We start from the raw sequence: 13586 nt of genomic DNA on the forward strand, positions 1-13586 counted from the left end.
ATGCGCGGGCGCCGTGTCACCCACGTTTCCCGCACAGGCAGCGCCGCGCATGCGCCGCGGCCCGCCTGCCTCGGCCTGCTGCTGGTCTTGCCGGTGCTGGCGCTCGCCGCGCCGGTGACGCCGGCCACGGCGGCCGCTCCAAAGCCCGCGTGCACGATTCCCGACGCGGTCGATCCCGAGCACCACGACGGTTTCTGCACGCTGCCCGCGCCGATCCGCGCCTTCGTCGTGCGCCAGGACACCTGCACCCATTTCGCCGGCGAAGAGCCCTACGACGCGGCGCGGCGGCGCGAACTGGAGCAGGCGATGGCCAAGTACTGCGACGGCAACGAACAGACCTGGGCGACGCTGCGCGCACAGTACCGCCAGGATCCGCCGCGCGACGCCTGGCTGCGCCGCTACGGCGAGGATGCGGGTCTCGTGCTGCCGTGATGGCGGTTTGCATGCGGGCAAGGTGGCGCCCTTGCGGGCATCGGCGTCGGCCCTGACGGCCGTCGACATCGGCCGGCTTCGCGTCTTCGCTCGTCGCGGCTGAAGCCGCCCCTACATAAATGGGTTGGAAGCGCGCCGCGTTCCTGTGGGAGGGACTTCAGTCCCGACCCATGGAGCTATCAGTCTTCCTTCATGCGAACACGGCTGCGCCTGCGACGCACAGGTGCTGCGGACTCACGCCGCGAACGTCGCGGGAGCGGCTTCAGCCGCAACCGCGCCGCCGTCAACCGCACGCGCGATCCAGTTCCCTTCGATCGCCTCGCATCACAAGCCCGCACGCCGCGCTACGGCTGCCCACCACGCTGCCGCAACAGCGACGGCGAATCCAACTGCAGTCCACCGCCTTCGCGATTGAGCGTGCGCAGGCGTGCGCCCAGCGTCGCCAGGTTGGCATCGATCTGCGCCAGGTCCGCCTGCAGCGGCGCCGGCAGCAATCCGCGCAGGCGCGTCTGCAGCGCGGCGCCGTCCTCGTGCAGCGCCGCAATCCGTGCCTGTCCCTGCACCTGCAGCCAGGCACGTTCCTGCGCCTGCGGCAGGCCATAGCCCGGCTGCCCCTGCAGCAGGCTCGCCGGTTGGCTCAGTAGCCCCTGCTCGGCCAGCACGGCACGCACCGCGCTGGCAGCGTCACGTGTGTCGGCACCCGCATCGCCCCCGCCCGCACCGGCCACCGCGGTCGGCAGCGGCTTGCCCAGATAGCGCCGTTTCAATGCTTCGCGCCCACGCTGTTCGGCGCGGCGGCGGGCGGCGTTCTCCAGCAGCAACAAGGCGGCACTGGCACGCAGGTCGCCGCGCTCAAGCCACGGCGCGCGCTGCGCGGCCGGCAGATCCAGCCACGCGTCGGCATTGCGGGCCGGCAGTGCCAGGGAGCCGCGCGCCACCGCGAACATCTGCGCAAAATGCGCGCTCGCCGCCGGGAAGAAGTAGCCATCGCGCACCGCTGCGTCTGCGTCGTCGAACACCGACGCATCGGCGATGCCGGCCCGTACCAGGCGCCGGCGCAGGCCGGTCGGGCTGATCCCGGACAGATGCGCGGCCGCCAGCCGCGGCACGCCGTCGTGCAGCAAGGCGTAGGTCTCCACCGCGCAGTTGTTGCTCAGGAAGTAATAGCGGCCGTCGTAGCTCCAGTGCAGTTGCGCGGCACGCTCCAGCAGCGCAGCGATCTCTTCGCGCGACAGCCGCAGCGGCAGCGACTGCAGGCCGCGCAACTGCACCTGGGTGTAGTCGTCCACCACCTGGCGCAGCGGCAGCACGAACAGCCGCGACGGGTAGGAGCCGGTGAGCCCGCGCAGGTTGGAAATCTGCACGTCGTCGACGAAGGCGCGGAACGACAGCACCCGGTGCTCGGCCAGGTCCAGCCGGCATGCCGGGCCCAGCGGCCGCCCCGGCGCGCAGATCACCAGGCGCAACATGCTGTGGCCCCAGTGGCTCATCGGCTGCGCGTTGCCTTCGGCCAGCAGGTAGTCCACCGCGTAGATCCGCGCCGGGTCCACCTGCAGCAAGGCGGCCGCGTCGGCCAGCGGGTCCTGCACGAACACCTGGCCGGGCGCGCATGCGCTCGCCGGTGGCGTCCATGCCAGGCGTGCGGCGAAGTAGCGGGCCAGCGCCGGCCGCCGGCAGGCGTAGTCCGGATCGAGCAGGAAGTGCTCGAGATTCACCGCCACGAACTCGGCCGGCGACTGCAATTCGTAGGGATCCGGGCTGCGCTCGGTGAACCGGTTCTGGCCACGACGCAGGCCCAGGCGCATCGGGCTGACCTGCCAGCCGGCCAGATCCAGCAAGCGCGGATCGGACGAGAGATGCCCGGCCGCGGAGCGGTCGTAGAAGTGCGCCAGCTCGTGCAGCAGGGCGGCCAGCGCCGGTCGCCGTGCCGGGTCGGCGACCGGATCGGTGTCGCGCCCTGGCGCCGCCATCCAGTCGCGTAGCAAGCGCTTGTTCAACAGCAGGCGCCTGGCCTGCGCGCGCCCGTGCACCTGCGTGGGGAGATCGTCGCGCCACTGCAGCGGCAGTCCTGCGGGTAGCGCCGCGGTCCAGGCCGGCGGCAGTCGCGCCTGCGCCGCGGCCAGCACGGCCTCGCTGGCCGTGCGCTCGGCGGGACTCAGCCCTGTCTCATCGACAGCGAGCGGCGCGGCCGCTGCGTGCACCGCAGCGGCCAGCGCCAGCAACGCCAGCCACCGCGCGCGCAGGCGCCGTGGCCGGCGCGGGATCACAGCGCCAGGATCGCCTGCGCCAGTTCCAGGTCGCTGGCCTGTTGCGCCTGCGGGTTGCGCTCGCGCAACACGCGCAGCGCCGCTTCCAGTTGCACGCCGCGGATGCGCCCGGCGCTGGCGACGAAGCCGGCCGCGTCGTCGCGCGCCTGCAGCACCACCTTGTCGTTGTTGGAACTGCTGTCCGAGGACGCCGAGCTGCCGGCCGAGCCGGCCGAGGCCGAACCGGCGGAGCTGCCGGCGAAGCTGGAAGCCTGCGCGAACGCGGGCAGGATCAGGGCGAACAGCAGGGCGCAGCGCGCGGTCACTCGGGTCATTGCAATCGTTCCAAACGGGATCGTGAAAAAGGGGACGGCCAGCGCCGCGCCGCATAGCCTAGCGGTCCGCCCCGCGCAGCGCCTGAACGGGCCGCGCGGCAGCGGTGCACGGCTGCGCTCAGGGATCGAACAGCTTGCCCGGATTGAGCAACCCGGACGGATCGAACACCCGCTTGACCGCGCGCATCAGCGCGATCTCCTCGGCGCTGCGGGTGCTCTCCAGGTAGGGTTTCTTGACCAGGCCGATGCCGTGCTCGGCGGAGATGCTGCCGCCGTGCTCGGCCAGCACCTGCGCCAGCAGCTTGGTGACCTGCTCGCAGGCGGCGATGAACTCCGCCGGCGCGGTGGCGTCGGGCTTGAGCACGTTGATGTGCAGGTTGCCGTCGCCGATGTGGCCGAACCACACCACCTCGAACTGCGGGTAGGCCTCGCCGAGCAGCGCCTGGGTCCGCGCCAGGAACGCCGGCATCGCCGAGATCCGCACCGACACGTCGTTCTTGTAGGGGGTGTAGCGCGCCACCGCTTCGGTGATGCCTTCGCGCAGGCGCCACAGCTGCGCGGCCTGCGCCTCGCTCTGGCTGATCACCCCGTCCAGTACCCAGCCCTGCTCCATGCAGGCCTCGAATGCGGCCAGCGCCGCGGCCTCTTGCGCCTCGTTGCCGCTGGCGTACTCGGTGACCACGTAGTACGGATACACCGTGTCGAACGGGGCCTGCGCGCCATGCGCCAGCACGTGCTGCAGCGCGCGGTCGGTGAAGAACTCGAACGCCTCCAGCTGCAGCCGGCTGCGGAACGCGGCGAACACCTGCATCAGCACCTCGAACGAGGGCAGCGCCAGCAGCATCACGTTGCTCGGCGGCGGCGGGTCGGTGAGGCGCAGGGTGGCTTCGACCACGATGCCGAGGGTGCCTTCGGAGCCGATCAGCAACTGGCGAAAATCGTAGCCGCTGGAATTCTTGATCAGCCCGCGGTTGAGCTCGAGCAGCTCGCCGCTGCCGGTGACCACCTTCAACCCGGCGATCCACTCGCGGGTGTTGCCGTAGCGGATCACGCGGATGCCGCCGGCATTGGTGGCGATGTTGCCTCCGATCGAGCACGACCCGCGCGCGGCGAAGTCCACCGGGTACAGCAGCCCGTGCTCGCGCGCGGCGTTGTGCACCGCTTCCAGCGGCATGCCGGCCTGCACGGTGAGGGTGCGGTCGACCGGATCGAAGGCCAGCGCCTTGTTCATCCGCTCCAGGCTCAGCACCAGTTCGCCGTGCGCGGCCACCGCGCCGCCGGACAGGCCGGTACGGCCGCCGGAGGGCACCACCGCCACCGCGTGGTCGTTGGCCCAGCGCAGCACCGCCTGCACCTCCTCCACCGTCGCCGGCAGCGCGATCGCCAGCGGCGCCGGGGTCCAGCGCCGGGTCCAGTCGCGACCGTAGTGCTCCAGGTCGGCGGGATCGGTCTTCAGGCGCAGGCCGGGAACGGCAAGGGCCAGGGCATCCAGGCGCGGGTCGGTCATGGGCGGAGAGGCATCGGTGGAGGCAAGCATTCAAGCGTGCCAGCGTTGCGTAACCGCGTCCAGTTGGGGAGGAGCCGGGGCTCGGGAATCTAGAGCCGGGACCCGGGACCCGGAAAAGCAAAAGCAACCGACGTGGGACGTCAAGCAACACCGTCAGGCGCAAAAGGTGCACGCTTCTCCGGGTCCCGGGTCCCGAGTCCCGACTCCTCCCAACAAACATCGATGCACCTGAAACCTTTCCAGCGTTGCATCGCTATCCTCCCGGCATCCTATTGCGGCGCACCAAAGCAAGGAGCCATCTGGCATAGTGACCGGCCCGTTGGCCATCGCTCCCTCGCCGCAATGTCGCCCAAGAAGACCTCGTTTCCGAAGCAGGATATCCGCGTGCTGCTGCTCGAAGGCATCAGCCAGACCGCCGTCGACGTGTTCCGCGCGGCCGGCTACTCGCAGATCGAACTGCACGCCAAGTCGCTGCCGGAAGACGAGCTCAAGCAGCGCATCGCCGAGGCGCACATCGTCGGCATCCGCTCGCGCACCCAGCTCAGCGCCGAGGTGCTGGCCCACGCCAAGCGCCTGATCGCGGTCGGCTGCTTCTGCATCGGCACCAACCAGGTCGACCTGGACGCCGCGGAACTGGCCGGCATCCCGGTGTTCAATGCGCCCTACTCCAACACCCGCAGCGTCGCCGAGCTGGTGATCGCCGAGGCCATCCTGCTGTTGCGCGGCATTCCGCAGAAGAACGCCGAATGCCACCGCGGCGGCTGGTCGAAGTCGGCCGCCGGCAGCCACGAGACCCGCGGCAAGGTGCTGGGCATCGTCGGCTACGGCCACATCGGCACCCAGGTCGGCGTGCTGGCCGAGGCGCTGGGCATGCAGGTGATCTTCCACGACATCGAGACCAAGCTGTCGCTGGGCAACGCCCGCACCGCCACCGACCTGGACGACCTGCTGGCGCGCTCGGATGTGGTCACCCTGCACGTGCCGGAAACCGCGGCCACCCGCGACATGATCGGCGCCACGCAGCTGGCGCAGATGAAGCCGGGCGCGCACCTGATCAACGCCTCGCGCGGCACGGTGATCGACATCGACGCCCTGGACGCGGCGCTGCGCAGCGGCCACATCGGCGGCGCCGCGGTGGACGTGTTCCCGATCGAACCCAAGGGCAACGGCGACCTGTTCGAATCGCCGCTGGCCGCGCACGACAACGTGATCCTGACCCCGCATGTCGGCGGCAGCACGCTGGAAGCGCAGGACAACATCGGCGTGGAAGTGGCGGCCAAGCTGGTGCGCTACAGCGACAACGGCAGCACCCTGTCGGCGGTGAACTTCCCCGAGGTGACCCTGCCCGAGCACGCCGAGAGCCTGCGCCTGCTGCACATCCACCGCAACGTGCCGGGCGTGCTGTCGCAGATCAACGAACTGTTCTCGCGCCACAACGTCAACATCGACGGCCAGTTCCTGCGCACCGACCCCAAGGTCGGCTACGTGGTGATCGACGTGGGCGCCAGCGAGGAGCAGGCGGCGGTGCTGAAGGAGGAACTGGCGCAGGTGGCGGGGACGTTGCGGACGCGCATTCTTTATTAGCGGGGATTGGGGATTGGGGATTCGTGGGGGCGCTGCGCGCCCGTACCCTCACCCCAACCCCTCTCCCGGAGGGAGAGGGGCTCAGCCATCCGACCGGAGCCGGCTTCTCCCTTCTCCCTTAGGGAGAAGGTGCCCCGAAGGGGCGGATGAGGGTACGGGCGCAGCCTCGTGCAGCTGAAACACCGCATGCGCTTCGCGCCCGACCCTCACCCCAACCCCTCTCCCGGGGGGAGAGGGGCTGATGCGCGGCGCTTCAACCACTTCTGCGCCATGCGCCGCAGCGACGGATCCAGGTCCGCTTCATCCAGCAATTCGGCAATCGGGCGCCAGGCCAACGCCAGCGATTCTTCGCTGACCGCGAAGGCTTCGTCCGCGCCGGCGCGGACCACGTAACGTGCGTCGTAATGCCAGTGCCCCGGCACCTCGCCGCGGACTGGAATCCAGTGCCGGTCCAGGTCGAAGATCGCGCCATCCTCCAGTGCCAGGCCGGGCAGGCCGGATTCTTCCTCGGCTTCCTTCAAGGCCACCCGCGCCAGATCGCGGTCGCCGTCGGCGTGGCCGCCGAGTTGCAGCCAGCGCTGCAGCTTGCGGTGATGGGTCAGCAAAGTGCGCGTGCCGTCGGCGCTGACCAGCCAGGCCGAGCCGGTGAAATGGCCGTCCAGACGCGCGCGCACGAACGGATCGGCGGCATCGTCGAGCAAGGCCAGGAACTGCGCGGCGACCTCGGCCTGGTCCGGGCACTGCCCGGCATGGGCCTGCAACTGCTGGCGTAGGGACGACTCCGGCATCGGCGTTCTCGCATTCGGGGGCGGCCATTATCGCCGTCCACGGTGCAGCGCGGCTTGTGGCGGCCGGCCGGCTTTGGCATGGTACGACGCTTGCGTCGCCCGCTGCGGGCCCGGCGCTTCGCCATTGCCGGGGCCGCTTGCCCCGTACCGCCACCTGGGGATGCACCGAATGCTCAAGTCTTTGCTGAGGGTCAAGCCGATCGAACCGGCCGGTCACGTCGATGCCGGCGAACCGTTCGAAGGCAGTCTGGAGGGCGAAGCCACCCTCAAACGCACCCTCACCGCCAGACACCTGATCCTGCTCGGCATCGGCGCGGTGATCGGCGCCGGCATCTTCGTGCTCACCGGCCAGGCAGCGGCCAATCATGCCGGCCCGGCGGTGATGCTCTCGTTCGTGTTCGCCGGCCTGGCCTGCGCCTTCGCCGGCCTGTGCTATGCCGAATTCGCGGCGATGCTGCCGGTCTCGGGCAGCGCCTACTCGTACTCCTACGCCACGCTCGGCGAAGGCGTGGCCTGGTTCATCGGCTGGTGCCTGGTGCTGGAATACCTGTTCGCCGGCTCCAGCGTCGCGGTGGGCTGGTCGGCCTATCTGATCAGCTTCGTCACCGGCACCCTCGGCCTGCCCTTCCCCGCGGAACTGGCCAGCGCGCCGCTCACCTGGACCGGCCATGCGTTCGTGGCCTCGGGCAACCTCGTCAACCTGCCGGCGGTGCTGATCGTGGCCGCGGTCAGCACGCTGTGCTACGTCGGCGTCACTCAATCGGCCTTCGTCAACGCCATCGTGGTGGCGATCAAGGTGCTGGTGATCTGCCTGTTCGTCGGCGTCGGCATCTTCTACATCAACCCGGACAACTGGCATCCGTTCATCCCGGAAAACACCGGCCCGGGCGAGTTCGGCTGGAGCGGCATCTTCCGCGCCGCCTCCATCGTGTTCTTCTCCTATATCGGCTTCGATGCGGTCTCCACCTCCGCCGGCGAGACCAAGGACCCGCAGAAGAACATGCCGATCGGCATCCTGGTGTCGCTGGCCATCTGCACCGTCATCTACATCATCGTCTGCGCGGTGCTGACCGGCCTGCTGCCCTACACCCAGCTCGGCACCGCCAAGCCGGTGGCCACTGCGCTGGAGCACTATCCGCAGCTGGCCTGGCTGAAAACCTTCGTCGAGATCGGCGCCATCGCCGGCCTGTCCTCGGTGGTGCTGGTGATGCTGATGGCGCAGCCGCGCATCTTCTACACCATGGCGCGCGACGGCCTGCTGCCGAAGCTGTTCGGCAAGGTCCATCGCCGTTTCCACACCCCCTACGTCGGCACCGTGGTGGTCGGCGTGCTCGCGGCGCTGCTGGCCGGGCTGATCCCGCTGGACGTGCTGGGCGAACTGGTGTCGATGGGCACCCTGCTGGCCTTCGCCACGGTCTGCGTCGGGGTGATGGTGCTGCGCTTCACCCGTCCGGATCTGCCGCGCCCGTTCCGGGTGCCGCTGTTCTGGGCGGTGTGCCCACTGGGCGCGCTGTTCTGCGTGGGCCTGTTCTTCCAGGCATTCCAGGAACACTGGAAGGTGTTCGTCGGCTGGACCCTGATCGGCCTGTGCATCTACTTCTTCTACGGCATCCGCAACAGCCGCCTGGCCACCAAGGCCTGATCCGCTCCTCCGAAGACCGGCGTCCGCGCCGGTCTTCGCGTTCGCCCCCTCTTCCTCGCACGCCGCGCCCGGCTGGAACCGCTCGATGCTCAAACAACTCTTGGCCACCAAACACCCCCATGCCAGCCACGAGGACGCCGGCGGGCTAGGCCTGCAACGCGCGCTGGGCCCCTGGGGCCTGACCGCGCTGGGCATCGGCGCGGTGATCGGCGGCGGCATCTTCGTCATCACCGGGCAGGCCGCGGCCAACCACGCCGGGCCTGCGATCATGCTCTCGTTCGTGCTGGCCGCGGTGTGCTGCGCGTTCTGCGCGCTGGCCTACGCCGAGTTCGCGGCGATGGTGCCGGTCTCCGGCAGCGCCTACACCTACACCTACGCCACCTTCGGCGAACTGGCGGCCTGGTTCATCGGCTGGATGCTGGTGCTGGAGTACGGCGTGTCGGCCTCGGCGGTGGCGGTCAGCTGGACCGGCTATTTCCTGAGCCTGCTCGACCACTTCAACATCCATCTGCCCGCGGCCCTGGTCAACGCGCCGCTGGACAGCAAGCTGCAGCCCACCGGCGCGATCGCCAACCTGCCTGCCGCCGGCATCGTGCTGCTGCTGACCTGGCTGTGCTACGTCGGCATCCGCAAGTCCTCAGCGATGAACATGGCGATGGTGGTGCTGAAGAGCGGCCTGATCGTGCTGGTCATCGCCGCCGGCTGGAAGTACGTGGACCCGGCCAACTGGCACCCGTTCATCCCGGCCAACGAAGGCCCGGGCAAGTACGGCATGGATGGCGTGCTGCGTGGCGCGGCGATGGTGTTCTTCGCCTACATCGGCTTCGAGGCGGTGTCGGTGGCGGCGCAGGAATCGCACCGGCCGCAGCGCGACCTGCCGATCGGCATGATCCTGTCGCTGGTGATCTGCACCGTGCTGTACATCGCCATGGCCGCGGTGATGACCGGGCTGGTGCCGTTCGCGCAACTGGGCACCGACGAGCCGGTGGTGACCGCGGTCGCCGCGCATCCGCAACTGGGCTGGCTGCGCGTGGTGGTGGAGGTCGGCGCGCTGATCGGCCTGTCCTCGGTGGTGCTGGTGATGATCATCGGCCAACCGCGCATCTTCATGATCATCGCCCGCGACGGCCTGCTGCCGCCGGTGTTCACCAAGATCCACCCGACCTACCGCACCCCGCACGTCAACACGGTGATCACCGGCATCGGCATCGCCCTGCTGGCGGCGCTGTTCCCGCTGGACGTGCTGGGCGAACTGACCTCGATGGGCACCCTGATCGCCTTCGCCGCGGTCTGCGCCGGCGTGCTGATCCTGCGCCGCACCCAGCCGGACCTGCCGCGGCCGTTCCGCATCCCGTTCGCCTGGCCGATCTGCATCGCCGGCGTGCTCAGCTGCCTGGCGCTGCTGTCGGCGATGACCGCGCACAACTGGATGCTGATGGCCGGCTGGACGGTGATCGGCCTGGCGATCTACTTCGGCTACGGCTACCGCCACAGCCGCCTGCGCGGCAGCCAAGGCTGAGCGCAGAGCCCCTTTCCCATCGGGAGAGGGGTTGGGGTGAAGGTACGGACGCGAAGCGCTGCGCCCATCTGGCAGCACGAGGCTTCGCCCGTACCCTCATCCGCCCCTGCGGGGGCACCTTCTCCCGACGGGAGAAGGGAGAAGCCAAAGCCCCTCTCCCTCCGGGAGAGGGGTTGGGGTGAGGGTACGGCGTGAGGAGGTGCTACTGGGTGCACCACCACCTGTCATCCCAATCCAGCGATCAAGCCCTACACTACGCGCATGAACGCACTGCCCTACGATTCCGAGCGCCTGCGCACGCTGGCGCACCTGCTGATCGACAACATCCGCGAGCTCTCGCAGGCCGGCTGGACGCCCGCCACCAGCAGCAACTTCTCGCACCGCCTGGACGATCGCCATGCCGCGATCACCGTCTCCGGTGGCGACAAGGGCCGGCTGGTGGAGGACGACATCATGGTGGTGGACTTCGACGGCCAGGCCGTCGGCCGGCCGCTGCGCCCGTCCGCCGAGACCCTGCTGCACACTCAGCTGTACCGGCGCTTCCCCGAGGTCGGCTGCATTCTGCACACGCACTCGCCGGTGCAGACCATCGCCTCACGCCTGTACGCCCCGCAGGGCCATATCCGCCTGGAAGGCTACGAGCTGCTGAAGGCGCTGCACGGCAACCAGACCCACGAGACCGCGGTGGACCTGCCGGTGTTCGCCAACACCCAGGACATGACCGTGCTGGCCGCGCAGGTCGACGCCCTGCTCGATCGCACGCCGCTGTGGGGCTACCTGATCGACGGCCACGGCCTGTACGCCTGGGGCCGCGACATGGCCGAAGCGCGCCGCCACCTCGAAGCCTTCGAGTTCCTGCTGCACTGCGAGCTGGAGCTGCGCAAACTGCGCGCCGCCGGCTGATCCGCCGCGGCGCGACAGCGTTCCAGCGCCGCAACGGCCGCCGGCCGCGCACCTGCTACCCTTTTCGTCCCCACTGACGCTTTCGCCCGCCGCCATGAGCCGACTCCGCATCTTCGCCGACACCACTCCCGACGCGCCGCTGTTCGACAGCCGCGATGGCGACGCGATCGCCGCCGAACTGCGCAAGATCGGCGTCACCTTCGAGCGCTGGCAGGCCAACCAGCCGATCGAGCCCGGCGCCTCGCCGGACGCGGTCATGGCCGCCTACAAGGCCGACATCGACCGCTTGGTCGCCGCCAACGGCTTCAAGACCGTGGACGTGGTCAGCATCGCCCCGGACAACCCGCAGCGCGAGGAGATGCGCAAGAAGTTCCTCGACGAGCACTTCCACAAGGAAGACGAGGTGCGCTTCTTCGTCGCCGGCTCCGGTCTGTTCACCCTGCACGTGGACGGCAAGGTCTACGAGATCGAGTGCGTGCAGGACGACCTGATCGCCGTGCCCGACGGAACCCACCACTGGTTCGACATGGGGCCGGAGCCGCGCTTCGTCGCGATCCGCTTCTTCACCGAGCCAGACGGCTGGGTCGGCCACTTCACCGGCACCGACATCGCTCAGCGCTTCCCGCGCTACGAAGCGAAGCTGCGCGGCGAGGCGCACTGAGCGATGACCGATCCGCGCGTCGTACTCACCGACATCGAAGGCACCACCAGCAGCATCTCCTTCGTCAAGGACGTGCTGTTCCCGTACGCGCGCCGCGCCCTGCCCGGCTTCGTGCGCGAGCACGGCCAGCAGCCGCAGGTGCGGCAATGGCTGGATGCGGTCGCCAGCGAATGCGGCGGCATCTGCACCGATGCGGTGATCGTGGAGACCCTGCAGGGCTGGATCGACGAGGACCGCAAGCACACCGCGCTGAAGGCGCTGCAGGGCATGATCTGGGAAGCCGGCTACCGCGATGCCGACTTCACCGCGCACATCTATCCCGATGCCGCGCCGGCACTGCGCCGCTGGCATGCCGACGGCCGCGCGCTGTACGTGTACTCGTCCGGCTCGGTACCGGCGCAGAAGCTGTTCTTCGGCCACAGCGACGCCGGCGACCTGCGCGGCCTGTTCTCCGGCTGGTTCGATACCGAGATCGGCGGCAAGCGCGAGCAGCCCAGCTACGCGCGCATCGCCGAGGCGATCGGCGTGGCGCCGGCGCAGATCGTGTTCCTGTCCGACGTGGTCGCCGAACTGGATGCGGCCCGCGCCGCCGGCCTGGACACGGTGCTGATCGACCGCCGCGACGATTACCCGCAACCGCGCCAGGGCGAGGCCTGCAACGGCCACCGCCGCGCGGAGAGCTTCGCCGACCTGGGCTTCTGAGTCCCCGCGCATGCGCAGGCCTGTCGCTGCCTTGATGGCCGCCCTGGCGGCGTTGCGGCGCCCGTTGGCCGTGCTGCGGCGCCGGCTGCTGCCGGCCGCGCTGCTGGCGCTGGCGCTGCCCGCCTGCCATTCCGATGCCGGCGCCATGCCGGCCGGCGCGGCCGACACCGCGCAGGACGAGGCGGCACAGGATCCGGTCGACCAGGCGCAGCTGCGCCAGGCGCTGGGATCGCTGCAGCCTCAGCGCCCGGGCGTCCCCGACCTGTACGTGGTGGGCTTCGCCGGCGACGCCAGCGAGGACGTGTTCCGCAACGAAGTGCTGTACCTGCGGCAGATGTTCACGCAGCGCTTTGGCGCCGCTGGCCGCATCGCCACCCTGATCAACCACGGCGACAATCTCGGCGCGCACGCCTACGCGCCGCAGGCGTCCTACGACAACCTGGCCGATACGCTGGACCGCGTCGGCAAGCTGATGGATCCGCGCGAGGATGCGCTGCTGCTGTTCCTGACCAGTCACGGCACGGACAAGCACGAGCTGTACCTGCAGTTCGGCCCCGGCGAGGATGCCGAGTACGACACCATCACCCCGCAGGAACTGCGTCGCCTGCTCGACGACGCCGGCATCCGCAACCGCATCATCGTGATCTCCGCCTGCTACTCCGGCGGCTTCGTGCCGGCGCTGAAGACCGCCGACACCCTGGTCATCACCGCCGCCCGTCGCGACCGGCCCTCGTTCGGCTGCGGCAACACCGCCAGCGCCACCTATTTCGGCCGCGCCTGGTTGATCGACGCGCTGGCGCGCACCACCGATCTGGTCGACAGCTATCGCCTGGCCAGTGCCGAGATCAGCGCACGCGAGCAGGCCGAAGGCGAGGCGCCGTCGTATCCGCAGCTGTACGTGGGCGCGCGCATCGGCGCGTGGCTGCAGCACTGGCGCGCGCAGTTGCCGAACGCCGCCGCACCGCCGTATCCGTATCCGGAGCCCGATGCGGACGACGCAGTGACTGCGACCGATGGCGAACCGGACCACGCGCCCGGGACCACGCAAACCACTGCTCCCCCGACGCCCGCAAAACCGGCGCGACCGCCACCGACTGCCACTCCCACGCAGTGAGCCACACTGCTCCGTCGAGCAATGCACGTAAGACCCCCACGCTCGGTGCGCCTGGGGTCCGGAGCAGGAGTCTGCAGCAACCCATAGATGAGAGTAATTCGCATTCGATCGCCGATCGCGTGCAGCCGTTACACTGCGCCCCGCAGCAAGCCC

General features: G+C 69.6%; 12 protein-coding genes. 8 read left to right on the forward strand and 4 right to left on the reverse strand.

The window, feature by feature from the left end; all coding sequences use genetic code 11:
• Positions 1–432: a hypothetical protein gene (locus tag SLW56_RS10760; protein WP_267103826.1), complete on the forward strand. Its 432-nt coding sequence runs from the start codon at positions 1–3 to the stop codon at positions 430–432.
• A gap of 344 nt (positions 433–776) precedes the next feature.
• Here the strand turns inward: SLW56_RS10760 and SLW56_RS10765 are convergent, their stop codons facing one another.
• From SLW56_RS10765 to SLW56_RS10775, 3 genes are all read right to left on the reverse strand, one after another.
• Positions 777–2699, reverse strand: coding sequence for a DUF4105 domain-containing protein (locus tag SLW56_RS10765; protein ID WP_320694816.1), 1923 nt, complete (start codon positions 2697–2699; stop codon positions 777–779).
• On the reverse strand, positions 2696–3013 hold the full coding sequence (locus SLW56_RS10770; RefSeq protein ID WP_010341821.1) for a DUF2388 domain-containing protein: 318 nt from the start codon (positions 3011–3013) through the stop codon (positions 2696–2698). Before SLW56_RS10770 ends, SLW56_RS10765 begins: the two co-directional genes overlap by 4 nt.
• A 118-nt stretch (positions 3014–3131) precedes the next feature.
• The gene (locus tag SLW56_RS10775) at positions 3132–4520 is read right to left on the reverse strand and encodes an FAD-binding oxidoreductase (RefSeq protein ID WP_295919553.1); all 1389 of its coding nucleotides are present in this window, start codon (positions 4518–4520) and stop codon (positions 3132–3134) included.
• A gap of 342 nt (positions 4521–4862) precedes the next feature.
• Between SLW56_RS10775 and serA the strand changes: the two genes are divergently transcribed.
• On the forward strand, positions 4863–6104 hold the full coding sequence (serA, locus tag SLW56_RS10780) for a phosphoglycerate dehydrogenase (protein WP_043091919.1): 1242 nt from the start codon (positions 4863–4865) through the stop codon (positions 6102–6104).
• Positions 6105–6310: 206 nt separating this feature from the next.
• Here serA and SLW56_RS10785 read toward each other — a convergent pair whose 3' ends face one another.
• Positions 6311–6892: an NUDIX hydrolase gene (locus SLW56_RS10785; protein WP_320694817.1), complete on the reverse strand. Its 582-nt coding sequence runs from the start codon at positions 6890–6892 to the stop codon at positions 6311–6313.
• Between the two features lie 169 nt (positions 6893–7061).
• Here SLW56_RS10785 and SLW56_RS10790 point away from each other — a divergent pair, with 169 nt between their 5' ends.
• The 6 genes from SLW56_RS10790 to SLW56_RS10815 all read left to right on the forward strand — a co-directional run bounded on the left by SLW56_RS10790 (position 7062) and on the right by SLW56_RS10815 (position 13433).
• Positions 7062–8534, forward strand: coding sequence for an amino acid permease (locus SLW56_RS10790; RefSeq protein WP_043091917.1), 1473 nt, complete (start codon positions 7062–7064; stop codon positions 8532–8534).
• 85 nt (positions 8535–8619) lie between these two features.
• Complete coding sequence (locus SLW56_RS10795) at positions 8620–10053, forward strand: amino acid permease (RefSeq protein WP_320694818.1); 1434 nt, start codon at positions 8620–8622, stop codon at positions 10051–10053.
• Between the two features lie 261 nt (positions 10054–10314).
• Positions 10315–10956 carry a methylthioribulose 1-phosphate dehydratase gene (locus SLW56_RS10800; protein ID WP_267084360.1) on the forward strand — a complete coding sequence of 214 codons (642 nt, stop codon included), beginning with the start codon at positions 10315–10317 and terminating at the stop codon, positions 10954–10956.
• A 94-nt stretch (positions 10957–11050) separates the two neighbouring features.
• Complete coding sequence (locus SLW56_RS10805) at positions 11051–11617, forward strand: acireductone dioxygenase (RefSeq protein ID WP_017907269.1); 567 nt, start codon at positions 11051–11053, stop codon at positions 11615–11617.
• 3 nt (positions 11618–11620) lie between these two features.
• Complete coding sequence (gene mtnC, locus SLW56_RS10810) at positions 11621–12319, forward strand: acireductone synthase (RefSeq protein ID WP_017912145.1); 699 nt, start codon at positions 11621–11623, stop codon at positions 12317–12319.
• 34 nt (positions 12320–12353) lie between these two features.
• Positions 12354–13433 (forward strand): C13 family peptidase, encoded by a 1080-nt coding sequence (locus SLW56_RS10815; RefSeq protein ID WP_320694848.1) that lies wholly within the window; start codon positions 12354–12356, stop codon positions 13431–13433.
• The last annotated feature ends 153 nt before the right edge of the window (positions 13434–13586 follow it).

Source organism: Xanthomonas sp. LF07-6 (assembly GCF_034105445.1).
GTDB lineage: Bacteria > Pseudomonadota > Gammaproteobacteria > Xanthomonadales > Xanthomonadaceae > Xanthomonas_A > Xanthomonas_A sontii.

Excerpts from the sequence above, each read along its gene's own strand:
- SLW56_RS10790 (WP_043091917.1), top strand. The coding sequence starts at position 7,062 with ATGCTCAAGTCTTTGCTGAGGGTCAAGCCGATCGAACCGGCCGGTCAC.
- SLW56_RS10800 (WP_267084360.1), top strand. The coding sequence starts at position 10,315 with ATGAACGCACTGCCCTACGATTCCGAGCGCCTGCGCACGCTGGCGCAC.
- SLW56_RS10785 (WP_320694817.1), bottom strand. The coding sequence starts at position 6,892 with ATGCCGGAGTCGTCCCTACGCCAGCAGTTGCAGGCCCATGCCGGGCAG.
- SLW56_RS10805 (WP_017907269.1), top strand. The coding sequence starts at position 11,051 with ATGAGCCGACTCCGCATCTTCGCCGACACCACTCCCGACGCGCCGCTG.
- SLW56_RS10815 (WP_320694848.1), top strand. The coding sequence starts at position 12,354 with ATGGCCGCCCTGGCGGCGTTGCGGCGCCCGTTGGCCGTGCTGCGGCGC.
- mtnC (WP_017912145.1), top strand. The coding sequence starts at position 11,621 with ATGACCGATCCGCGCGTCGTACTCACCGACATCGAAGGCACCACCAGC.
- SLW56_RS10770 (WP_010341821.1), bottom strand. The coding sequence starts at position 3,013 with ATGACCCGAGTGACCGCGCGCTGCGCCCTGCTGTTCGCCCTGATCCTG.
- SLW56_RS10775 (WP_295919553.1), bottom strand. The coding sequence starts at position 4,520 with ATGACCGACCCGCGCCTGGATGCCCTGGCCCTTGCCGTTCCCGGCCTG.
- serA (WP_043091919.1), top strand. The coding sequence starts at position 4,863 with ATGTCGCCCAAGAAGACCTCGTTTCCGAAGCAGGATATCCGCGTGCTG.
- SLW56_RS10760 (WP_267103826.1), top strand. The coding sequence starts at position 1 with ATGCGCGGGCGCCGTGTCACCCACGTTTCCCGCACAGGCAGCGCCGCG.
- SLW56_RS10795 (WP_320694818.1), top strand. The coding sequence starts at position 8,620 with ATGCTCAAACAACTCTTGGCCACCAAACACCCCCATGCCAGCCACGAG.